At 43.6% G+C, this 23,502-nt stretch carries 20 protein-coding genes and 1 pseudogene; all 21 read right to left on the reverse strand.

All coding sequences use genetic code 11. The features are described 5' to 3' along the window. Positions 1–87: 87 nt before the first annotated feature. Positions 88–2,490 (reverse strand): DNA helicase PcrA, encoded by a 2,403-nt coding sequence (gene pcrA / locus KI362_RS08580; RefSeq protein ID WP_301626446.1) that lies wholly within the window; start codon positions 2,488–2,490, stop codon positions 88–90. A gap of 479 nt (positions 2,491–2,969) precedes the next feature. Further along, positions 2,970–3,686, reverse strand: a complete 717-nt coding sequence (locus tag KI362_RS08585; RefSeq protein WP_301626448.1) for a heptaprenylglyceryl phosphate synthase — start codon at positions 3,684–3,686, stop codon at positions 2,970–2,972. A gap of 455 nt (positions 3,687–4,141) precedes the next feature. Further along, a complete protein-coding gene (locus tag KI362_RS08590; RefSeq protein ID WP_301626450.1) occupies positions 4,142–5,026 on the reverse strand; it encodes a phosphatidylinositol-specific phospholipase C/glycerophosphodiester phosphodiesterase family protein in 885 nt (294 codons plus the stop codon). Positions 5,027–5,044: 18 nt separating this feature from the next. Then, entirely contained in the window at positions 5,045–6,451 is a 1,407-nt protein-coding gene (locus KI362_RS08595) for an undecaprenyl-phosphate glucose phosphotransferase (RefSeq protein WP_301626451.1), read from the reverse strand. Continuing rightward, the gene (locus KI362_RS08600; RefSeq protein ID WP_301626453.1) at positions 6,448–7,377 is read right to left on the reverse strand and encodes a glycosyltransferase family 2 protein; all 930 of its coding nucleotides are present in this window, start codon (positions 7,375–7,377) and stop codon (positions 6,448–6,450) included. Before KI362_RS08600 ends, KI362_RS08595 begins: the two co-directional genes overlap by 4 nt. A 231-nt stretch (positions 7,378–7,608) precedes the next feature. After that, positions 7,609–7,692 carry a putative holin-like toxin gene (locus tag KI362_RS25525; RefSeq protein ID WP_374705644.1) on the reverse strand — a complete coding sequence of 28 codons (84 nt, stop codon included), beginning with the start codon at positions 7,690–7,692 and terminating at the stop codon, positions 7,609–7,611. Positions 7,693–8,060: 368 nt separating this feature from the next. Continuing rightward, positions 8,061–9,014, reverse strand: coding sequence for a glycosyltransferase family 2 protein (locus tag KI362_RS08605; RefSeq protein WP_301626455.1), 954 nt, complete (start codon positions 9,012–9,014; stop codon positions 8,061–8,063). A gap of 93 nt (positions 9,015–9,107) precedes the next feature. After that, positions 9,108–9,974 (reverse strand): dTDP-4-dehydrorhamnose reductase, encoded by an 867-nt coding sequence (gene rfbD / locus KI362_RS08610; RefSeq protein WP_301626457.1) that lies wholly within the window; start codon positions 9,972–9,974, stop codon positions 9,108–9,110. Further along, positions 9,971–10,996 carry a dTDP-glucose 4,6-dehydratase gene (gene rfbB / locus KI362_RS08615; RefSeq protein WP_301626458.1) on the reverse strand — a complete coding sequence of 342 codons (1,026 nt, stop codon included), beginning with the start codon at positions 10,994–10,996 and terminating at the stop codon, positions 9,971–9,973. The genes rfbD and rfbB overlap by 4 nt, the downstream gene beginning before the upstream one ends. A gap of 12 nt (positions 10,997–11,008) precedes the next feature. Further along, complete coding sequence (gene rfbC, locus KI362_RS08620; protein ID WP_301626460.1) at positions 11,009–11,557, reverse strand: dTDP-4-dehydrorhamnose 3,5-epimerase; 549 nt, start codon at positions 11,555–11,557, stop codon at positions 11,009–11,011. A gap of 20 nt (positions 11,558–11,577) precedes the next feature. Then, on the reverse strand, positions 11,578–12,321 hold the full coding sequence (locus KI362_RS08625; RefSeq protein ID WP_301626462.1) for a sugar phosphate nucleotidyltransferase: 744 nt from the start codon (positions 12,319–12,321) through the stop codon (positions 11,578–11,580). Between the two features lie 17 nt (positions 12,322–12,338). Then, a complete protein-coding gene (locus tag KI362_RS08630) occupies positions 12,339–12,791 on the reverse strand; it encodes an HIT family protein (protein WP_301626464.1) in 453 nt (150 codons plus the stop codon). Beyond that, on the reverse strand, positions 12,788–13,528 hold the full coding sequence (gene kdsB, locus KI362_RS08635; protein WP_301626466.1) for a 3-deoxy-manno-octulosonate cytidylyltransferase: 741 nt from the start codon (positions 13,526–13,528) through the stop codon (positions 12,788–12,790). The genes KI362_RS08630 and kdsB overlap by 4 nt, the downstream gene beginning before the upstream one ends. Then, positions 13,525–14,874 carry a capsular polysaccharide export protein, LipB/KpsS family gene (locus KI362_RS08640; RefSeq protein WP_301626468.1) on the reverse strand — a complete coding sequence of 450 codons (1,350 nt, stop codon included), beginning with the start codon at positions 14,872–14,874 and terminating at the stop codon, positions 13,525–13,527. The genes kdsB and KI362_RS08640 overlap by 4 nt, the downstream gene beginning before the upstream one ends. Before the next feature lie 3 nt (positions 14,875–14,877). Further along, positions 14,878–16,911 (reverse strand): capsular polysaccharide biosynthesis protein, encoded by a 2,034-nt coding sequence (locus tag KI362_RS08645; RefSeq protein WP_301626470.1) that lies wholly within the window; start codon positions 16,909–16,911, stop codon positions 14,878–14,880. Between the two features lie 34 nt (positions 16,912–16,945). Beyond that, positions 16,946–18,358, reverse strand: coding sequence for a capsular polysaccharide export protein, LipB/KpsS family (locus KI362_RS08650; protein WP_301626472.1), 1,413 nt, complete (start codon positions 18,356–18,358; stop codon positions 16,946–16,948). 400 nt (positions 18,359–18,758) lie between these two features. Then, entirely contained in the window at positions 18,759–19,178 is a 420-nt protein-coding gene (locus KI362_RS25530; RefSeq protein WP_374705637.1) for a DDE-type integrase/transposase/recombinase, read from the reverse strand. 508 nt (positions 19,179–19,686) lie between these two features. Continuing rightward, a complete protein-coding gene (locus tag KI362_RS08660) occupies positions 19,687–20,427 on the reverse strand; it encodes an ABC transporter ATP-binding protein (RefSeq protein WP_301626474.1) in 741 nt (246 codons plus the stop codon). Positions 20,428–20,440: 13 nt separating this feature from the next. Further along, positions 20,441–21,220 carry an ABC transporter permease gene (locus KI362_RS08665; protein ID WP_301626476.1) on the reverse strand — a complete coding sequence of 260 codons (780 nt, stop codon included), beginning with the start codon at positions 21,218–21,220 and terminating at the stop codon, positions 20,441–20,443. A 70-nt stretch (positions 21,221–21,290) separates the two neighbouring features. Next, positions 21,291–22,469, reverse strand: coding sequence for an acyltransferase family protein (locus KI362_RS08670; protein WP_301626478.1), 1,179 nt, complete (start codon positions 22,467–22,469; stop codon positions 21,291–21,293). A 200-nt stretch (positions 22,470–22,669) separates the two neighbouring features. Next, positions 22,670–23,328 (reverse strand): annotated as a pseudogene (locus KI362_RS25600) (transposase); the annotation flags it as partial. Between the last annotated feature and the right edge of the window lie 174 nt (positions 23,329–23,502).

Below are 23,502 nucleotides of genomic sequence, written 5' to 3' on the forward strand. Positions count from 1 at the left end.
CTTTCTTGCAGAAAGCTTTTAACACTTCACACTTTTGCCCTTTCTGTGTATTTTTCTAGTTCAACTTATATAGCTCAATGATCTTCGTTATTCGGTCACTTTAGTGATGGGAGCGAAGCCGGCGAGAAGCCGCTTCACACCTACCGGCGCCGGAAAAGCAATCTGCAGCTCCGTATCATTGCCGGTGCCTTTGACCGCTACCACGGTGCCGGTGCCCCATTTGCCGTGCGACACCTTGTCGCCGGCAGCGAAGCCGCCGCTGGCACTGTCTCCGGCGGCAGGCTGCACGCCCCGCGAGCCTGTGCGCGACGGGGCCATGCCCGGGATGCTCACCGTGACGGGTGAGCTCCCGCTCGTGCGGCCACCGGCTGGTGCCGGGGCGCCGCCCCGCAGCGGCGTTGCTGCGCCCGCTGCCGGGCTGGCGGCACCACCGCTGCGGTGGCCGAAGTTGCTGCCGCTGGCGCTGCCAAAGCCGCGGCCGCCGTAAGCGCCGCCGATCCCCGCTCCGCGGCGGTATCGGTCGCGCGCCACTCCCGCTTCTTCCTTCAATTCCTCCGGAATTTCCTGCAGGAAGCGGGAAGGCGGGTTCGCCGTGGTGCGGCCGAACAGGGTGCGCATCTGGGCGCAGGAGAGGAACAGCCGCTCCTCGGCCCGGGTAATGCCGACATAGGCAAGTCGGCGCTCCTCCTCCAACTCTTCGTTATCAAGGAAGGCCCGGCTATGCGGGAACACGCCTTCCTCCATGCCGACGATGAAGACCACCGGGAACTCCAGTCCCTTCGCGCTATGCATCGTCATCAGCACGACAGCATCGTCGTTCGGCTTCTCTGCATCCTGGTTATCGTTCATGCTGTCGATATCCGCGATCAGCGCCAGATCCGTCAGGAATGAGACGAGTGTCTTATCTTCATTCTTATTCTCGAATTCCATGGTTACGGACAGGAATTCGTCGATATTTTCCAGGCGGGACCGGGATTCCAGGGTGTTCTCATTTTGCAGCTCCATCCGGTAATGCGTCATTTCCAGCAGCTTCTCGGTCAGTTCGGTCACAGACAAGAACTCTACCATTTGATGAAGCGCCGCAATCATATCGAAGAACTCGACCAGTGCATTCCGTGTGCGTCCGGTAAAGCCGAGATCATCGACGGTCTCCAGCACCCGGTAAATGGACGTTCCGCGCTGCGCCGCTTCCGCCGCCAGCTTCCCGACGGTCGTATCACCGATCCCCCGCTTGGGCACATTGATAATCCGCATCAAGCTGATATCATCATCCAGATTGGACAAGAGGCGCAGGTATGCAAGCAGGTCTTTAATTTCCTTCCGGTCATAGAACTTGATTCCGCCAACGATTTGATAAGGAATATCTGACTTAATTAGAATTTCCTCAATAACCCGGGATTGGGCGTTCGTCCGGTATAGAATCGCATGGTCCCGGTAGCCCTTGCCCTTCTTGACGCTCTCTTGAATCTCGGAGGTGATAAAGTATCCTTCGTCATGCTCGGAATCGGCATGGTACACCTTGATCTTGTCTCCGTCTCCCTTGTCCGTCCACAGCTTCTTTGCTTTGCGGCCGGAATTCAGGCCAATCACTCCGTTCGCCGCGTTCAGAATCGTCGAGGTCGAGCGGTAGTTCTGCTCCAGCAGGATCGTGCTGGCCTCGGGATAATCCTTTTCAAAATTCAGGATATTCGTAATATCGGCACCGCGCCAGCGGTAGATCGACTGATCGCTATCCCCGACCACGCAGATCCGGTGATGCTTGTCTGCCAGCATCCGGCACAGCATGTATTGGGCCCGGTTGGTATCCTGGTATTCATCGACGTGAATATACTGGAACTTCTTTTGGTAAAAATCGAGCACGTCCGGCGCTTCCTTGAACAGCTCGATGGTCTTCATGATCAGATCATCAAAATCCAGCGAGTTGTTGCTGCGAAGACGCTGCTGGTACTTGGTATATACCTTCGCCACAATGCCTTCAAAATAATCACCGACCTTCTGCTCATATTGCTGGGGGGTGATCAGTTCGTTCTTGGCTGTGCTGATCATAGACTGAACGGCCTTCGGCTCGAATTTCTTGGTATCGAGGTTCATATCCTTCATACAATTGCGGATCACAGAGAGCTGGTCCGTGGAATCCAAGATCGAAAAGTTGGACGTGAAGCCGATCCGTTCAATATCACGGCGCAAAATCCTCACGCACATCGAGTGGAAGGTGGATACCCAGATATCGCGTCCCTCCGCCCCTCCGACAAGCCGGGAAACCCGGTCCTGCATCTCACGGGCAGCTTTATTGGTAAAGGTGATCGCCAGAATCGCCCAAGGCGGAGCTTTGCGCGTGGCAATCAGATAGGCAATGCGGTGCGTGAGCACGCGCGTCTTGCCGCTGCCCGCCCCCGCCATAATGAGCAGCGGGCCTTCGGTCGTAACAACCGCTTGGCGCTGCTGGGGATTGAGACGTTCCACTGCTTCTTGTATGTTAACAGGTTGCATCAGGAAACTGCTCCTTTCGTGATTCAAATTGGTGTATAAGTTGAACAAATAATTGTATGCTGGGGAGCAACGTGTGAATGTTCTTATGATCGCTGTTGTGCGCGGATTCCTCTGACTGAACTTATGATGATGCATGCTGTTGGCAACGTGTGAAGTATTCCTACGATCGCTGTTGTTCGCGGATTTCCTTGATTGGACATTATTTGGTAGAAATCCGCTCACAAAGGCGAGCGCTTCGCTTCTTCAGAATACTTCACACTTATGCCCTTCTGCAGAGCATTTTTAGTTCAGTTTTATAGATCCACTTTCAATGGCGAACGCTAACACGCATTGTTTCCGAAGTAGCTTTCTTACAGAAAGCTTTTACTTCAGAACACTTCACACTTATGCCTATTCCACGCAGCTTTATTAGTTCAACTTATAGTGATCTTCCTATAATTAGGGATGAGAACAAAGATGTGGCCAGACATCAGCCAATCCTATCCGTTAGTATTAGTCCCGACAGAACTGCTGCGAGCGCCCTTGACGGCTTCTACGGTCGCCAGCGCTCCTGCCAGGTCGGAATAGATGACATTGCCCACGACGACCGTATCGCTGACCGTTGTAGCCTGTCTGGCCGTCTCCGCATTTGTGATCCCGCCTCCGTAGAACAGTCTCGCCTGTGCCAGCTGCCGCCTTACTTCTCCGACAAGCTCCATATCGCCAAAGCGTCCGCTATATTCCACATATATAATAGGCAGTTGCATCAGCTTGTCCGCAGCCCCCGCATACCCTGCCGCAGCAGCAGCATCGAGGGAGGTATCCGCCTCCGTAATCCTGGCTACTGTAGCTTCAGGGTTCAACACGATGTACCCTTCAGGAAGCAGCCTGTCCCACGGGATGAAGGGGCCGTATTTCTCAATCGCCCGCGCATGATGGCCGATCAGCCACTCGGGACGCTGCGTGTTGAGCACCATGGGGATCAAGTAAAGGTCAAAGCCCGGTACGATCGCATCCAGCTCTGACACCTCAAGCGCACAATCGATCTTGAAGCGGCGAATCCGCTCTAGCAGTGCTTCTGTATTTTCATAGGTTACACCGCTCGAGCCGCCGATGATGATCGCATCACTTCCCGAGGTGCACACGGCTTCAAGCTCCTGTTCACCAATGGTCCGGTCAGGATCCAGCTTGAATACATGCCGCCAGGAATTCTCCATGGGTAAAGGCATAGAACGCATCCTTCTTCACTTCCTTACAAGGCCTCTTAGCTATAAGCTCCAGATCGCGAAGCTCTCTTCTTCCGGTCGTAAAAGCGGGAGTGAACACGTTTCTGATCCACTCCCGCTTAGCTCCGGCTTAACCGTCCTTTTTTGTCATTACCAATTCTATATAAGTTGAACAAAGAATTTACGCTAGGGACAACAACGTGTAAGGGTGTCAGTACGCTTCACACATATGCCTTTTCTACGCAGCTTCCTAAATTCAACTTCTCATAGAGGTCGTTCAAAAAGTCAGCTTTTAAACTCGCAATTCTAGTCTAAGTGACCACAGGAAAGCTGTCAATGTTCGTGTTTTCTACACAAAAATGCGAACAGAATGGACCGCAATAGCACACAAAAGGATACGCCGCTGCCCGTTCAAACAGTGTGCGTATCCTCGCAGTTGCTGATGCTTATAATCCTAAATATTGAAGCCAGCCGGAGGATTCCACATCCTTTTCCTCCAAAAAGTCGGTATAGAAGCCGTAGACGCCCATCCGTTTGAATTTCAACACTTGATCCCGATCGTTAATCGTATGCACATAGCTCGGAATTCCGAGCTCATTCAACGAGGCAACCAGGCCGGCATTTGCACGGGTCTCCGACATCGTAATCGCCGCGATCCCCTTTTCCTTGGCAAACTCTACTATAGCTTCATCACTATCATGGGTCTGATAGAGAGTGAAGATCACTGAATCAAAAGGATAAATAGACTCAATCGCATCCCACATGGATTGATAGTAAATTTGCGGTACAATCCGCTTTAATAGCTCCGGGTTCTTCTGCTCTGCCGCTTCGGTAATCAGGGTGAAAATTTGGTCAATCTCTTCAGGCTCGATCTGCTTCGTATCTGTAATCAGGTACATATCCGGATACTGTTCCATGAGATCAAGAATATCTTCCCATCCCAGCGGCTCATAACGGCCCATGATTTTGGCGTTTTTGAATTCCTCGTACGTCCAGACCGCCCCATGGGTTCCAGGATCCATCACTTCCTCCTGCCCAAGCATCACCGTAAAGCTCTCCCCCCACTCATGGCGGGCAATAAGCTGGTTATCCTTGCTGAGCAGCAAGTCGGCCTCGAATACGCGTATCCCCTTCTCATAGTTGGCTGCAAAGGCCTCATAGGTATTGCTATAGGTCAGCCCGTCAATGCCTCCCATGGCATGAGCAACCAGCCGGTGAGCGGTAAAGCCGTCCTTCGGATCGCGGTCCTGCGGCTTGTACAGCGTGGCGACGAGCAAAAACCCGAGGCCCGCCAGCATTAGCAGGCTGTATATTATTTTTTTTCTCCTCATTCCAGTACATTCCTATCTCTAGTAAGCATTTTTGTTAATAAATCCATTGAAGACGGTCTTTACGATAATTTTGATGTCCAATAAAATCGACCAGTTCTCGATATAAAAAATGTCATGCTCGATCCGCTCTTCGATGGAGGTATCGCCGCGCAGCCCGTTGGCTTGGGCATATCCTGTAATACCCGGGCGGACATGGTGCTTCACCATGTACTTCGGAACTTCCTCACGAAATTGATCGACATAATAAGGACGCTCCGGTCTGGGACCGACGACGCTCATATGCCCGGCGAGAACATTGAAGAATTGCGGCAGCTCATCCAGACTGGTCTTCCTCAGAAACGCGCCAAACTTGGTGCGGCGAGGGTCATTTTCTGTTGTCCATCCCGTATCCGGCACCCCCTCCGGCAACATCTTCATAGAGCGGAACTTATACATATGAAAGTGCCTGCGATTGAGGCCGACCCGTTCTTGCTTGAAAATAATCGGCCCCTTCGAGGTCAGCTTGATGCCGATGGCTGTCAGCAGCATGACTGGCGATGTGATGATGATGGCAAAGAGGCTGAACACGATATCAAAGGCCCGCTTCAGCAATCGGTTGCCCGTAAGATCCAGCGGAATGTCACGCACATTGATGAGCGGCATTCCCGCAAAATTGTCGAAGTAGGGACGAGCAGGCAGAAAGTCGAAAAAGTCTGGAATGATGAGGGTGCGGACGCCTTCTTTTTCACAAATCGCTATAATTCGGGCATATCTGGAGTGAGCAGTCAGAGGCAGTGCCAATACGACCTCGTCAATCAGCTTTGCTTCCAAGATCTGTTCCAACTGATCCACCCTGCCCAGGATAGGCTTATATCGCAGCTTCTCCTCGTCTGACCAGGCAGCGTGGTCGTCCAGAAACCCGATGGTCTCATAGCCCAATTCCGGATACTGCCTCAAGTTGTCATGGAATTTGCGCCCGAGGGAGCCTGCGCCGATGATCAGCACGAATTGCTTGTTGTAGCCTTTTTTGCGCAGCTGCTTCAGCGAGCTTTTCAAAAAGTAGCGGTACAGCAGAATAGACAGTACGTTAATCACCATGTAGATAGCCAAATACATCCGAGAAATGTCAACCTGCCGGACAAAGAACATCAAGCTGAGCAGAATGAACAAGCTTGCCACATGGACTTGCATCAGCTTCATCACTTCATCTGCAAATCGTTTTTTGCGTTTCGGAATGTACAGCGACAGAAGTACTCCGACGACTGCGGCTATCACACCATAGGCAATGCTCCAGAAAGCGTAAATTTCAGCCGGGAGCGGACGCTCGTATGGGATCCAGCCGCTCTCAAATTTCAACCACCAGGATAACAGGAAAGAAATCTGGATGAACGCAAAATCCGTCAAAATATACAATTGGGTCAAAAAACGTTGATTTTTGCGGATCATTGCTTCACCTCCATCTGGCGGTTTGATGTCTCTGAGCGCGAATCCAGGGTGCGTGTTGCCGGGGTGCCTGGTTTAAGTTTATTGCTGATCACGGATAAGGAGAACTTCAGTCCGATACCGCTGAATACGGCCATGTTGGTGAACCAGGAGTAGCGCTGTTTGAAGTGCTTGCGGTGGAACACCCACATCGCTCTATGAAACTCGTAGATGATTTTCATAGGCTTGCGGCGGCTACTTGCTCCCTTGTAATGAACAATATAGGTGGCCGGATGATAATGGATCTCCCATCCCGCCTGTTTGATGCGGTAGCACCAATCTACATCTTCGCCGTACATAAAAAAGGTCTCATCCAGAACCCCCACCTGCCGAATCGTCTCCTGACGCAGCAACATAAAAGCGCCGACAAGACAATCGACCGGATAAGTCTCGTTCGGATCGAGATAACTGAGATGATATTGATTGAACCGCGGGTTCTCCGGAAAAAGCTTCGAAAATCCGAATGCGTAGTAAAAAGAAGCTGACGGCGTAGGAAAGCCCCTTCTGCACGCTTTATCCAGTGAGCCATCGGGCAGAATCACCTTACAGCCTGACGCTCCTACCGTCGGATGTTCTTCCATGTAGGCCAGCATCGTCTGAAGCGTGTCCGGCTGTACAATGGTGTCCGAGTTCAGCAGCAGCACATATCGGCCTTTCGCTATTTCCATCGCTTGATTGTTTGCTTTGGCAAAGCCCGTGTTGGTGTGGTTCTCGATCAAGCGTACTTGCGGGAACTGCTCCTTGATGACCGGAACAGAGTCGTCCTTGGAGGCGTTGTCGACGACAATGACCTCATAGGTATACTCCGTGTCCGAGTCGAATACGGATTTTAAGCAATCTATGGTTAAGTCCCGCGTGTTGTAGCTAACGATGATAATGCTCAAATCCATAACAAAAGACTCCTGACAAATATAGTAATCTATCGACATTATAGCATAGGTGAAGGAGTTGGGGGAGGATGGGAGAAGTTGAACAGAGCATGGATTGAGGAATAATTTCCAATATGATAAGATAACAATAAATAAGGGATCGGCTGTAACCGATCCCCTGCACAATGCCGCTATAAGAGCGGTTGGCTGCGGAAAGATCCAGAAATAGACCGTTTCCTCGTTCAGGGCGGTCTATTTCCGTTTATGGAATGAAAGTACTAACACAACCAATGTCGCAAATGAAATCATTAGCGTCAAAGCTTGATAGACTTCCATGGCATCACCTCCCTCCCGGGAGATTAGCCGACCGCCCTATATAGCCAATCAATTGTACCTGCTAATTATACCATATTCTAACAAAAAAAGCGAACTCTTGTTCTCGTATTAATTTAGAATCTATCGACATTATTCTTGTTAAGAAAAAGAACCCCAATATCGGGCCGCCCATGGTATAATATGTCTCTTACTTATCTGAGTAAACGAAAATAACCCGCCCAGGTTAGCGCCAAGACGCGGGTTATTTTCAAGGTATTTTCTTGGAGGTATCCCACCCAAGTGTTGTACCGGGGAGGCTGTGGCGCAGCCTCCTTGTTTCTATTCTTAACATATCAAGGGGTATACCTCAATTCATGGACTGGCGCGACTCATTTTGCACTGTTTAGCTTTTGGATAATTTCTCTCCGCTTCTCCTTTAATTGTGGGAGCTGCTTACGGAAATCAAACCAAGCCCCAAGAACCTTCGGTTCTCTTAACAGCATATAGGCATGCACGGCTATTTCGTAGCCCAGCAAAGGGAGAAGCTGCTTCTTCCATGCTGAAGGACTCAGATTTTTATACATCATCTTATAGCGGTTAATGAAAGAATAACGACGAATGAACAAAGGCTGCTGCTTGCGGTTTCCTTTCTTCCAGCCGCGTTTATGATAACCAACCGCTTCTGCGCAATAATATGACTTAAAACCGAACAGTCTTCCCCGCCAAGCGACATCCACATCCTCTTTATAGGCAAAAAAATCATCGTCAAAAAATTGGTCCTGAACGGAGATAGCTTCAATCATCGTTCTTGAGTACATGGCTGCAGCACCCGACACACCGAATACTTCGCCGGACACCTTCCAATTAGCTGACGGTTCGCCGGCTCCCCGGTCAAAGGCTCTCCAGATCCGATTCATGACAAGTCCTGTAGAGTCGATGATTTCCGGATGACTCTGGAATACCAGCATACCCGAAGCGCTCCCGATTTCTCGATCCTTGTTCATAGTACGGATAAGATACTCCACATAAGTTGAAGTGAGAATCACATCCGGGTTAAGGATTAGCATATAATCCGCTCCTGACAATCGTATTGCCTGATTATGAGCCGGGGCGAAGCCTACGTTCTTCTTATTAGGAATCACCACGATCTCCTTGCCTGAACGTATGCGCGTTGCCTCGGCACGCTCAAGCGTATCATCACTGGAATCATTATCAACGAGGATAATTTGCTCCACAGGATAAGTCTGTTGGAGTACAGCCTCCAGACAGGCTTCTATATCTTTGCAGCTATTAAAAGTCACGATATGTACGCTGACAGTTGCAGTCATGACGGCTCCCTTCATGCATAGAAAAAATAAAGAGCACCTCATTTTCAGCGCCCCGTACGTTAGTAATACTCATGTTTTCTATATCAAAGTTCATTATATCAAATTGCCCTATTTCTTCAAATAATGCTGCAAAAAATCCTGCAGCCCCTCCTGCCATGATCTCAAATCTTTAAATCCGCTATTTCGAATGGATAAATGCTCCATGACTGAGTTCGCCGGTCTGGGAGCAGGCAGCGGAAACTCCTCCGTCGTGCAGGGAATGAGTTTTGCCTTTAAGGGGCGATTCAAAATTTCTGCAGCCTCGGCAAAAATCTCCGAAGCGAACTCATACCATGTGCATATGCCGGAATTCGAAGCATGGTAGATGCCATATTGCTCCATTGCGATCAACTGTAGCAGAAACTCAGCCAAGTCTGATGTGTACGTCGGCGATCCTTTCTGATCATGGACAACCTTGATTTCATCACGTTCTTGCCCCAGTCTAAGCATCGTTTTAACAAAGTTATGTCCATGCAGACCGAACACCCAGGATGTCCTTACAATAAAATAGCGCGAGGATAAGGTCTGAACAAGCTGTTCTCCTGCTCTTTTGGATTTTCCGTATATAGTCTGCGGGTTCGTATCGTCATACTCGCGGTAAGGCGAGTCAGAACGCCCATCAAACACATAATCCGTACTAATATAGCAAAACTTGGCCCCAATCCGTTCACTCGCTACGACCATATTCCGCGTGCCCGTAGCATTTACAGCATAGGCGGCTTCCACCTCTTCCTCCGCTCGATCCACTGCGGTATAGGCTGCACAATGAATGACAGTCTCTGGCTTGGATTGCTGAAGGAACGACTGACATGCTGCCGCATCTGTAATATCGAGAGTATCCCTATCTGACGCAATGACTTCGTGTCCACTATGCTTTAACTGTGCTACAACATCCGTCCCCAGTTGCCCTGACGCCCCTGTAACCAGCACTTTCATGCCAGATCACCGCCGAGGCGCTCGCCGTATTGCCTCGCATAATAGTCCTGATAAGCCCCGCTCTGAATCCGTGTCCACCAGTCTTTATTATCCAAATACCAACGAATCGTTTCCTGAATTCCCGTCTCGAAGGAATGCTTCGGCTTCCAGCCTAACTCCTGTATCATCTTCGTAGGATCAATACCATATCTGCGATCATGCCCAGGACGATCCTGTACATGCTTAATCAAGGATTTTGGCTTACCTAGTTGCTCCAGAATTGTTCTTACGATATGCAGGTTCGTTCGTTCGTTATTCCCGCCGATGTTGTAGACTTCTCCATTGCGCCCGTTATGGATCACAAGATCAATGGCACTGCAGTGATCCTCCACGTACAGCCAGTCGCGAATGTTTAACCCATCGCCATACACTGGCAACGCCTCATCGGCAAGCGCCTTTGAGATCATTAATGGAATTAACTTCTCCGGGAATTGAAAGGGACCATAATTGTTTGAGCAACGCGTAATATTAACCGTCAGCCCAAATGTCTCATGGTAGGCACGGACCAATAAATCCCCACCAGCCTTGCTGGCAGAGTATGGACTATTCGGCTGAAGCGGAGTCTCTTCCGTAAATAATCCAGTCTCCCCTAATGTCCCATATACTTCATCTGTCGATACCTGAACGAACTTTTCAACACTATACTTACGAGCAGCCTCCAAGAGTACTTGAGTGCCAAGCACATTGGTTTTCACAAAAACATCTGGCTCCAGTATGCTCCGATCTACATGCGATTCTGCTGCAAAATTGACGATCACATCAACATCTTGACCCATCAGTTCTTCCATAGCCTTGGTGTCTGTAATATCCGCCTTCACAAAGGTATGATTCGGATTGCCTTCCACCGACTTCAGGTTCTCTAGGTTTCCGGCATAAGTAAGTGCATCCACGTTTACAATCTGATAGTCGGGATGTTGGCGGAGCATATATAATACAAAGTTGCTGCCGATAAAACCGGCACCGCCTGTTACAAGCAGCTTCATTTATAAGTCCCCCTAATCAAAATTAATCTCCGCAACAGCGAATGTCGGATGGAGCCTGTCTTTATCCGAAAGTAGCGGCTCACTTATCGGCCAGTCGATTCCCAGAGCCGGATCATTCCATAGTATGCCGCGGTCGTGCTCAGGGGAATAATATTCGTCCACTTTGTATAAAACTTGGGTGTTTGGAACAAGAGTACAGAAACCATGGGCGAAGCCCTTCGGAACTAATAATTGACGCTTATTATACTCGCTGAGAATGACGCCGACCCATTGGCCAAATGTTGGTGAATTCCGGCGAATATCGAGAATCACATCGTATACAACCCCTGATAACACCCGGAATAGCTTCGTTTGTGCTTTGGGATTCAACTGGTAATGCAAGCCTCGCAGTACACCTGGTTCAGCTGATAGCGACTGATTATCCTGAACAAACGAATAATTCTCTCCCAAAGACTGCATCATTTTGTTATTATAACTTTCCATAAAAAAACCCCGGTGATCGCCATGTACCACCGGTTCCAGCAATGCTGCGCCTTGTAGCTTTAACGAGGTTATTCTCATAGCCAAGCATCCTCCCTATACTAAAGCTTGAGTGTGCCGAACTCCTCACCGAAAACTAAATCTTTTGCCAGCTCATTGGCTTTTGCCAGAGAAGCATGTGTCCCGGCATCGGTCCACCAACCTTCAAGCACATCAAAGGTCAATTCTCCTCGTTTAATATATGCATTATTGACGTCGGTGATTTCCAGTTCGCCTCGTGAGGAGGGCTTTAATTGCTTAATAACTTCAAATACACGGTGATCGAACATATAAATACCAGTAACGGCATAATCCGATTTCGGCCGCTTCGGCTTTTCTTCAATAGAAATGATTCGGTCGTCTTCAAGTTCAGGGACACCGAAACGTGTGGGATCAGGGACCTTTTGAATGAGAATCTTTGCTCCTGTCTCTTGGTCCTTGAATCTCCCAACATACGGCGTAATTTCATCGGAAAACACATTATCCCCCAGAATCACCACCATCTGATCACTGCCTACGAATTGTTCGGCTAGTCCAAGAGCCTGGGCAATTCCTCCCGCCTCGTCCTGAACCTTGTAGGTAAAAGAAACACCAAGTTCACTGCCGCTGCCAAGAAGGCTTACAACATCTCCCAAATGCTCTTTGCCAGTGACAATGAGGATATCCATAAGCCCGGCTTGTTTTAGCTTATTTATAGCATGAAACATCATGGGATACTTCCCTACAGGAAGAAGGTGCTTGTTGGTGACCTTAGTTAAAGGGTAAAGACGAGATCCGGTACCTCCGGCTAGAATGATGGCTTTCATTATAATTAACCCCCAAGCTAAAAACTTTCTATTTCAAATTCTTTTTTTAAAAGAATGATACTATCATGATATTGAGTTTGACTAATTGTGAATTCATTCGTCTTTTGTTGAGTAGCCTGAGCGATTAAAGGAATTCCCTTTATTTCTTGTTCCTTCACCCTCGGAATTAGATGTAAATGCAGATGCCTGACTGCCTCACTTATAGTAACGACATACAATCTCTCTAGATCAAATAACCGATTTAAAACTTTTTCCACTACAGGTATTATTCTTGCCACTTCAAGCAGTTCGTCCGCCGTAAATTCTCCCCAGTTTTCGATATGTTTCAAGGGCTCCAAATAGAGATAACCTTGCACTTGAGATTCATAAGGCCCTGCATAGAGATTCCAGCAACTTCCCCTTGCTATCCGCAAGTAATCATCTGTTCCTGCATGTTTCCTGCAAATCGAACAATCCTCGGAAAAATTCACATCCCCACTTCCTTTGCCAAATCCAAGTATTGACTCACTTTCTGCAAATCTTCAGGGGTATCCACACTGATTAATTCAAAGTCAGTTTCGATGACCCGGATTATCGTACCATTTTCAAGAGCGCGTAATTGTTCAAGGGATTCCGCCAACTCCAAGGGAGACTGAGGCATATTAACATACTTTTTAAGAAAACTGGTTTTATAGGCATATACACCAATGTGTTTATAATAATTTACGCTCCTGTTGTCACGATTGTATGGAATTGGTGATCTAGAGAAATATATCGCATTTCCAGAATCATTTGTAATTACCTTTACAATATTAGGATTAAGTACATCTTCATCGTTCTCAATTTTAGACTTAAAAGTGGCCATTTCCAAAGCAGGGTTTTCTAAAAATGGACGTACCAAATCGTCAAGCATAGTACCCTGAATCAATGGCTCATCCCCTTGAACATTTATAACCAGATCGGCAGCCAATGATTTTATAGCTTCCGCAAGCCGATCTGTACCTGTTTGATGTTCTGAACTGGTCATTATACATCTACCCCCAAAAGAAGAAACCACCAAACTAATACGCTCATCGTCCGTCGCTACCCACACCTCGTCAATTAATTGCGACCTAGTAACGTTTTTATAGACATGTTCAATCATTGGAATGCCTTGAATTTGCTTTAGCGGTTTTCCAGGCAACCGAGTCGAAGCATAACGTGCTGGTATAATTGCGATAACTTTCATTGTGCCCCCCCTATATCTAAAAGATATTTAATATTATCAACTATTTTTTGACTTGTTTTATCGGTATAACTAAATGAATAGCAGAACTTTTCGTAACGCTCAACAAACTCGTTCACTTTACTACTATCGATTAAAGCATCACCATTGTCTATAATCTGAAGCAACTGCTTTTTAATCTCGTTCAGGTCATCAACTTTCATGCCTAATCCCGGCCCCTCATAAATAGTTTCCCCCAAAACAAACACATTTTTTTTCATTTTAAGCGCCTGATAACCCACACTGGAATTTATGGTAATTACCGCAGCCGCATTTCTTATTAAGTCATTTGTTCTGTCAAGACGTGTGAATTTTATATAGGAACTCTGTATTCGGCTGCGCAACTCATTCATATACCTGCGTGTTTCCTGCCGGGGGTGCTCTTTAACGATCATCTCAATCGGACGATCCCGTTCAACATTAATTTGATCCAGGAGCAAAGCAATTTGTTCCACTACCTCGGACTGATCCTGTCCATAATTCTCAATAAGCTGTGAATCCGTAATTACTTGGAGAGGAAAAAAAATATAGGGCTCCTTTGGACTTAATTTCTGCAGTTGCAAAAAACTTTCTAGTAAATGAAGAAGCTTGACATGAACGGGTTGAGAAAATTCATATCTAAATAAAGCTACATTACGATATTTAAACTGATATAATTTAATTTTTGACCTTAAACGCAAATAATTATTTATTTTTTTGGGGGGCGTGACTGATTCGATCTTCTTTTCAGTTGAATAAGAAGCAGTAGATCTTGATGTCGACAATAATGTCTTAAAGCTGCTTTTCGCATTTATTCCTACTGGATCAATGACAAAAGTATCCGACTTATATCCATTCTCGAAATACAGAACTTTAATTTTCTTTCTTCTGGCAAACGCAATAAGCGTTTGCTGCGGTACAATATATCCATTCCAAACGAATAGGGTATCAATTTCATGTATACTCAAAAACGAATCCCAAATTGTACAATAACTGATGGCTTCCTGTTGGATATTTCCAACTGATTGTTGTCTTAGTTTACAATAATATCTCTCCTCAACTTTCAGTTTCCTTATCTCAAACAGATCCAATATCCATTCTGTGGTAATACTCAGATTCTGAACATCTTTGGAAGGATCGGCGTGCTTTAGTAAATCCGCTGTTAAATAGCACGGGAATTTGTCCTTAACATATTCATAACTGCTCACTGAAGGACAAACAAATATTACTTTGTTGATGATTCCCGCCCCTAACAAAGTATTTGCCAGTTTACAGAAAAGCTCTGCTTGATAATGGACTATGGGGAAAAAACAGATAGTTTGTTTTGTCATTTTCTATCTAACACGTCCTAATAGTTCTCGAGATAAGTGCATATATTTACGAAGCCACCTTGTTTTATTCGTATCTAGCAATCCCGAAAATCTCGCTTTTGATTTTTTTTCTCTTAAGGAAACTAGCTTTCTGAGTACAGAACGGCAATCAGCTTGCTGTTTCAGGTCCCAATTATAGTATTTCGGATAGTAAATAAGCGTTCCCGCTACCAGTTCATCCAGACTCAGCATCCGTGTTCTTCTTGGAAAATTAATCAAATCTGAAGTTAATCCCCACCCAGCATAAAAGGGACCTCCATAAGTATAAACCTTCTTCCCCCTCAATAGTGCATCAAATCCAGTTTGCGAGGTTAACGTATGAACCTCATCTGCTATTTTTATACATTGGAGCACACTGGCTTCGGTTTCAATATGATCGCATAGATTTATTAGTTTCGAGTCCAAATACATTCCACGCCTATTCCCCTTCACCACATCAGGATGTGGTTTAAATAAAATAAATGCATTAGGATAAGTATTACGCAAATTGGTCAGAAGATCCTCAATTGTACGAATATCATTAGCACACCCATAAATAATCGATGCATCATCAGCCACTTGCCCGGGGACAAATAAAACCTTGCGATTATCTTCATTGTTAATATTCAATTCTCGAGAAATATCCGTATTATATTTTGAAAGTTCATGCTCGATAATGTACTTTCGGATTAAACGCGCTTCCTTCAGATCTACTTCATCAAATCCGGTAGTATTAAGAATCTGCTCCAGCCGACTGGGTGCCTTGGGATTAAAATACATACCTAAATCATCCTTCACCAAAGACCAAGGAGGATGAAAGTTAGAACCTAAGCCCACAGATCGAAAAAAACCATCTTCTATCCGTTCAATTTGAGTTTCGTGTAACCTTTGAGTTACTTCCCCTGCTTGATAACTCCACACAATATATTTGTATTCATTTGCGATAGGCCTTGTAGATTGGGAGTGGGAAGAGATAAAATTCAAGGTAGTATACTTATCAAAAAAAGGCCTCATAAACTGCCTTTTCCATATAGGTATCCCTACTAATTTATTTATTTTTGTGTTATCCTTCATTTCCTTATGCAACTTAATATATTCTAAAACATCTAATAAATGCCCAGATATCCCAGTTTGAGGTCTAATATATGAAGGATAGCGCAAATAAGCAGCCGCAAATACTTCTACAAGCGACCGTTGCCTAGTTCTTCTCTCACATGTTAAATGATCCTCCGTTAAACCCCAACAAGCATAAAAAGGAACGCCAAAGCATGAAACTTTCTTTCCAAGCATCAATGCCTCAAAACCTAGTTGAGAAGTAACTACCATAACATGATCCATGTAAGACACTAAATCAATTGGATTTATATCTTTTGATATTATGTTCACTCTCGGATCCAGAGATAGTTTGGACAAATATCCTTCTTTCTTTCGAGCAATGACATCAGGGTGTACTTTAATATATATGTTCTCGTCAGGATAAATGTTCAAGGCATGCTCATACATTTGCCTAAAGGATTGTTCATTGGCCAAACCGAGTTCTACTGACATATCATTTGCGGTCTGGTCTACCAATAAAATATTTTTTTTAGTATTAATCAGCGGGACAAAACGCTCATTGGTATGATTATACTTACTTATTTTATGCTCAACAATAAACTTCATACACACGCGAGCTTCAGCCAACAGTTCTTCTGAGAAAGTCTCTTCATTAAGGATCTCTTCAAGTCGGGATGAACAGGTAGCATCGTAATAAATACCCACAGGATCGATGATCAGTGACAAAGGCGGCCCCTTGAGAACCCCCAACTCAACGGAACGAATGAAACCATCTTCCAAAGAAAGATAAGGAATACTCAGCTTCTTAGCCTTTATTAAGGCTTGAGTTGCACTTGGCTTTTTCCCCCAGCCAGCAATGTAAGTTAAAGGATAGCCATCTTTAGGATTCAACACCACTTCATCCTGAAGAAAGGATTCCAAAAAAGGAATCTCTGCGATCCCCTTAGAGTAAATGCCAATCATACCTTCGATCTCTCCTTAGACTTACTAGAAACTTTTAAAGGTTATCCAATATTCGGTCTGCCAACCGTCTAACTGAAGCAAGGTCGGGATGTAAGTAGAAAATTTCCGCAAAATAATGAAACCGTATATAATATAGAAAATGCTTAATAAGCTCTTCATTACGCGGATTATGAACCGTATTGTAAATACTGTCCACAAGTTGATCAGGGTGCTCAACATTTTGAACAATTCCTTCTATATTATAAAATGCCTGCCCTAATGTCATTACCTTTTTCCCTTGGGTTAATGCCTCAATACCTACAGTAGAATTAATAGTTGCAACAAATTCGCTGCTGTTTATTAATGTAGACGTGCTTAGTGTAGTGTTAATGTAGCAGTTCTTATATTTTTTACAGACCCCTATGATGTCCAACATATTAAGATCAGGCTCTTTAACTTTGTACATAGGATGCGGTTTAAAGACGACATTTAGTTTAGCTTGGTACTTACTATTGTATACTGCCACAGCTTCTGACATTATGGCAACGAGTTTAAGCATAGTTTTAATATACGGGGAATACAAAACTGTTTGAGTATCTGTTTGAAGTTGAAATGGTACAAATATATACTGATGTCCTAAAGCAATCATTTCCTCAGACAATCGGTTATATGCTGCTATCTGATAATCAACCCTTTTGGTTATTAGTGGTTGAATTATATACTTATTTTTTAGCCTCTTAGTAATATTAGCAAGTTTTTTTTTATCCAATTTGGTTATATAAGTTCTTAAATTAATTTCCCCTTTTAGTCCGTTAGATCGACTATGAGCACTACAAATTTCTCTATACCTTGTTGTTATACTTTTGTCTTTAACCGCTATTTCTGGATGTGTCAAATATTTCTGAAAGCGTTCCTCGTCAAAGGTCCCCTTTAAATAAAAATCACTTGACCTTGGTAGTGAATTCTCAAAGTTTATGCCTTCCGTGTCAACTGTAAGCGTAAACGGTCTAAAGTAGCCATGCTCAAAAATGTAAATAGGAATATTATGTTTTTTAGCATACTGATAGATTGTTCGTTCCCGGAGTCGCATACTCCATACAATAAAAAGATCTATTCCAAATAGTTCGTCAGCTTCACGAATGCTCTCCAGATAACTTTCCACCTGGTGTTTGTATAAACCCGTCCTGTCCAAACCGGTTTTCACTTTTTCTATATCACGATCAAGCTTAAGCATGTTGACTATTTCAACTTCTGTATAGAGCCTATACTCATGATATTTCCAATGGTTCCATTTATTAAATAGATTAAACCGTATTGCATTTATCTCTAGCTTATTATAAAGTTCTTTGTCCCCATCAATACCTTTGCCATTAGGGATGGTAAAATAGAAGCACTGGCATTGCCGTTGATTAAATTCATCAGTTAATCTTTTAAGTAGAACAGGAATACCAAACTCAACATTCCCCATACTTGAAATAAATATGTTTATTGAAACCACTCCCTAACTGTAATGCTTCCCGTCGTCAAGACACGATTTTCTGAGGAATAAGTTATGTCCTCCAATCTCGCAATTTAGCAAGATAAGGGTGCAATTTACGCAGTATCGTCGTTGTAGAACTGCTCCGGTCTAGCTCCGTCTAGGGATTGATGAGGGCGCTCCTGATTGTAAAATTGGACATAGCGAGCAGCCCCTTTGCGCAGTGCGCAGGGTTTTTAAACTCATTTAAGTAGATACACTCGTATTTGAACGATCGGAAATAGCGTTCTGTCCAACTGTTATCCGTGACACGGCCCTTACCATCCATGGAAATATTAACACCTTCTTATTCGAGCAGCTTAAGGTAATCGGCGTTCGTGAAATGCGAGCCCTAATCGCTGTTCATGATCTCTGGTTTCCGGTGACCGAAGGCACGTTTAAGACACCTGAGAACAAAGCCTTTCTCTAGCGTACTAGACAGTTCATAGTCGATCACTTTTCGACTGTACCAATCGATAATGTTGAACAGGTACATGAAGCCCTTGCCCATCTGCAAGTAGGTGATGTCAATTCTCCAGACCTGATCGGGCCGAACAATGGACAATTCCCGGAGCAGATAAGGACAGGTGTACTGGGCACGGAGACGTTTGCTCAGGTTCGGCTTCGGATAGATCGCCTTGAGTCCCATTCGCTGCATGAGTCGGCGGAGGCGTTTGCAATTCACCTGAATGCCCTGATCCGCGGAGGAACCGGTCATTCGACGATACCCAAAGTACGGGTGATCCATGTAGATCTGATCGATCCGATACATGATCTGCACATTCTCATCACTTTTTTATTTTCTTGCGGTAAGTCGATAAATGGTTGTCCGATTCACGCTTAACAAGTCCTGACGTTTCACTGTAATCTCGTTGTTGTCGCACTCTACCCCGCCTGGATTCAAGAGGTTCATTTTGAGGCCAGATTCTTTTGAGTCAGTCGACCTCAACCGTGAGTTGCCTACTAGCTTCTCTAGGTGTTCTTGCTTACTCTCCTAGTCCTTCTTCAACTTCTCGGCATCACTGGTCTTCTTCTCAAAGACGGTAGAGGCTCAGTCAAGGACTCAGCTTTCCACCGGCTCACCATGACCAGACTGACTTCATACTTCCTGACGATTTCGTTGACGGTCTCCTCCTCACGAAGGACCTCCAGCACAACCTTGTCTTAAACTCTGAGGTATATCGGTTCCGTTTTTCCATAGTCTTATTATAACTTATTTTTCGCCCTCCCGTATCTCAACCTAAGGGAGCAATATATTCAAGCTAACAACTAAGCGGAACTTAACGATTTGAAAAACGATTATATTCTTTCAAAATTTCTGTTGTTTCACCCTGTGCTATCAGTTTACCTTTATCAAGCCAAATGACCTCATTACACAACTCTTTGATTTGTTCCTCACTGTGGGAAACCATAACAACGGTACGATCGGAATTAATTAATTCTTTAATTTTTGCACCGCTTTTTTTACGAAATCGAGCATCCCCGACGCTAAACACTTCATCAACAAATAACAAGTCAGGATTTACATGGCTGGCAATCGAAAAGGCGAGTTTAGACTTCATACCTGAAGAATACGTGCGAACCGGGTTAGCTAAAAATCCCCCCAATTCGGAAAAGACTGTAATTTCTTCAAACTTTTCATCCAGTTCTTTTTTACTAAGGCCTAGTAATAGACCATTAATATATATATTCTCCAACCCAGAAAGATCCGATTTAAAGCCAGTTGCTAAAGTAAGTAACGAAATAGAATCCGTATTAATTTTAACAATACCTTCATCTGGTGCATATACATTTGCTAGTACTTTTAAAAGTGTTGACTTTCCTGCCCCATTCTCACCAATTATACCTACCGTTTTCCCTTTTTCTATATTAAAGGAAACGTCCTGCAAGGCTTTAAAAGTCTTTATCTTTGATTCTTTCTTGCCTAACGAAAAGGAATTACTGGCCCATTCTTTAAAACTTAAACTTTTTATAAAACGATAATTAAGACTTAAGTTTTCAACTTCAATGATATATTCCATAGAATAACTCCTACTAAATAATTTTGGAGTAACTACGATCAAATTGATAGATTATTCGAAGTCCAACATAAATAAGAAATAAACTAATTACATCCCATATAAGTAAGGATACATAATTAGGGGATTCATTATACATAATTACATTTCGATAGCTCTCAAAAAAAGCTGTATTCGGATTTAACCAAAACACCCATCTGAATTTTTCAGGAATAATATTCAAACTGTACATCCCTGGAGAAAGGTACCACCAAATACGTGTGAAATGTCCCAAAAAATTCTTCAAATCAGTTATAAAAACCCCAAAATGAGTAAGTAGCAAAGAAACAGCAAAGATAAATAAATAATTTGAAATTATAATCGGAATAACCCCAAGAAAATGAATTGTAGGCATAATTTTAAAGAAAAAGAGCATTGCAATTAATATTATAAATCCAAACAAAAACTTAATTAAATTTACCGTAGTCTCCTGTAATGGAAACAAAAACTTTGGCACATAAACCTGATTCAATACGCCACTATTTGATTTAATGCAACTTGCACTGTAATTCATGGTTGAACTAAACCATTTCCAACTTAACAAACCGCAAAACACAAATACCGGAAAGTTAGCCTCTCCCCGACGAAAAACGAACTCAACTATAAAGGAATATACTAACATATGCAGTAAAGGGTCAATTAGCCACCAAAAATACCCTAAAAATGTATTGGAAACCTTTAGTCTAAGGTTTATTTGTACGTTATAAGTAAAATAATCTTTATATTTTATGAAATCCTGGATAGCATGTTTTATCATTTACTTCTCCTGTTTCATATAGAAATTGGATGCTAAAAAGTATTAATAGTTATATACCTATATGACCTAACTATGCCTTTTCCATGCTTTTCGTACCAGTTAATATCTCATTTGTAATTAACTTATTATAAGTTCTTTTTATAAACTTGTTACTTGGTTCATCTATATATCGATTCATTAAGGCTGAAAGTCCAAGTATACTAACTATTGAAAATAAAAATATTATTAATGATGACATTGCATAACTCATATGAGTATTTAGTTTAATAATTAAATAAGAAGATATTGTTCCAATAAATATGGAATGGATTAGGTATATTGAATAAGATATCCTACCCAAATATACAAATATATGATTTGAGAAAAATCTTTGTAAAAAGCTCAAATTTAGAACTGAAAAAATAAATAAAATAGCCCCAATTATATGGATTTGTTCCGAATCCATATCTAGAATTTTATTTACGATATCGTATATTTTCGTCCCTCCCTTATAATGTGTTGGATATGAGGCCAAGAATAAACCTGACAACATAAAGAAAATATTGATCCTTAAACCTTTTAAAAATAGAGGTTTTCTTATATTAATATAGTCTGCCATCATCATACCAGCAATAAAGGCTAAGTAGTATGAATTAAAAAAAATAACTAATAAAATTATATATATAATCCATCGAAACTTGAAACTACCAAATACAGCCATGAAGCCAAAAAGAATAAATGAACCTAAAAATTCCCATTTCATAGTCCAAAGTACATTATTAAATTGATTATTCCCCTTCACAAAGACATCAAATAATGTAATTTTGAGCATTTGATATAAAGAAGGATCAAAAGTCCATTGTTTCCCTAGCCAAGCAGATCCTGTTAACTTTGCAGCTTCACCATTGTAAAACAAATTTGCCTTCATTAATAGATAAACAACGGTAGAAGTTACTATAACAGGTATCATTAAGCGGAAATATCTTCTAACAGCTATTGAAGTTACTTCATCCTTATTATTAGTCTTAAAAAATTTGTAACTTACAACAAATCCGCTTAGAACAAAAAAAAGAAAGACTGCAAAATTACCATTGTAAATTAAATTCAAGGGAGAATTTCCAATGCTCACCTCGAAACTACTTAAATGAATTTGTTTTTTATTTAGGTAATTTGCAGCAGGAAAAAAAACAATTACAAAGTGAGAGAGCATGACGATGACTGCTGCTAATCCCCTTATTCCTTCTAAAAAAACCTCTTTTGATTTCTCCAATGTTTTGAACCCCGATTCTCTCAATTCTCTATATTAGTTAGAATCATTATATTTAAAAGCGACAATTTTACAAGATTATTATACAAATGTTCTTTCATGTATTATAAACAACTCAACTTTCGCAGCTTGAATTACCGAATAAACCCTTGATGTAGGAGGGTAAATCAGCCATCCACTGCTGGAGTTGACACAATACGTTGTTTCAAATAGCTTTTGGTTACTTTAATACTCCACCGCATGCCATAAATGCGAACAATCTCATTCGGCACTAAAGCAAGATCCCTACTGAGAATAGCCAGCCATTCGCGCAGCATATTGCGGTTTTGAACGAGGGCGAGTTTCACGGCCATGCCACAAGAAGATTGGACATCACTGAGCTCCATATTAACGTTTGCTCGTTCTTTGGCAGGATTCGGTATAGTTCACTCAATGTCAGTCGTTGTTATTCGTACACGTAGCGTTGTTTCATTTCTTTGACCATGCCAATCGTAGCGAGCCCTTCAGCCGCTAGTCCTCGATAAGCGGCATCTGAGTAAATCAGCTATCCATTAGTACGTAATCTGCATGGAAACCAGCTTTCATCGCACGTTTAATCAAGCCAAGGGCAATATCAGGCTTACGCGTAAGCGACTCGACACGGCGCTTGTACCCATGACAACGTTGCGTGATTGTTGTCGTCATCTCATTTAGACCATTCATAAAGTTTGGTAGACGAGAGCACGACAAAGTCAATCGGGGCGAAGCTGAAGCCATCAGACCAGCCAAGCGTTAGCAAGGTGTATCCTTTAGTAAATCGGCCCGTGGTATGGCCGAACACTCGAGCAAGCAGCTCCGCCTTCTTACTGCGATTGCGCTGAAGCGAGGCGTTTTTTTGTCAAGTCTAGTTAAAAAACAGGCTCAGTCCTTACAACCGCAAGGTATTCAGTCTGATTTGCAGCTGCGAAAGTTGAGTAAATAACTCGGGCACAATGACGAGGTAAATAACGAGTATATGATGATGTCTAGCTTAGCGTCCATAATTAATGATAATTAT

Origin of the sequence: Paenibacillus apis, assembly GCF_018333295.1 — a bacterium.
In the GTDB taxonomy this organism is placed as follows: Bacteria; Bacillota; Bacilli; order Paenibacillales; family Paenibacillaceae; genus Fontibacillus; species Fontibacillus antibioticophila.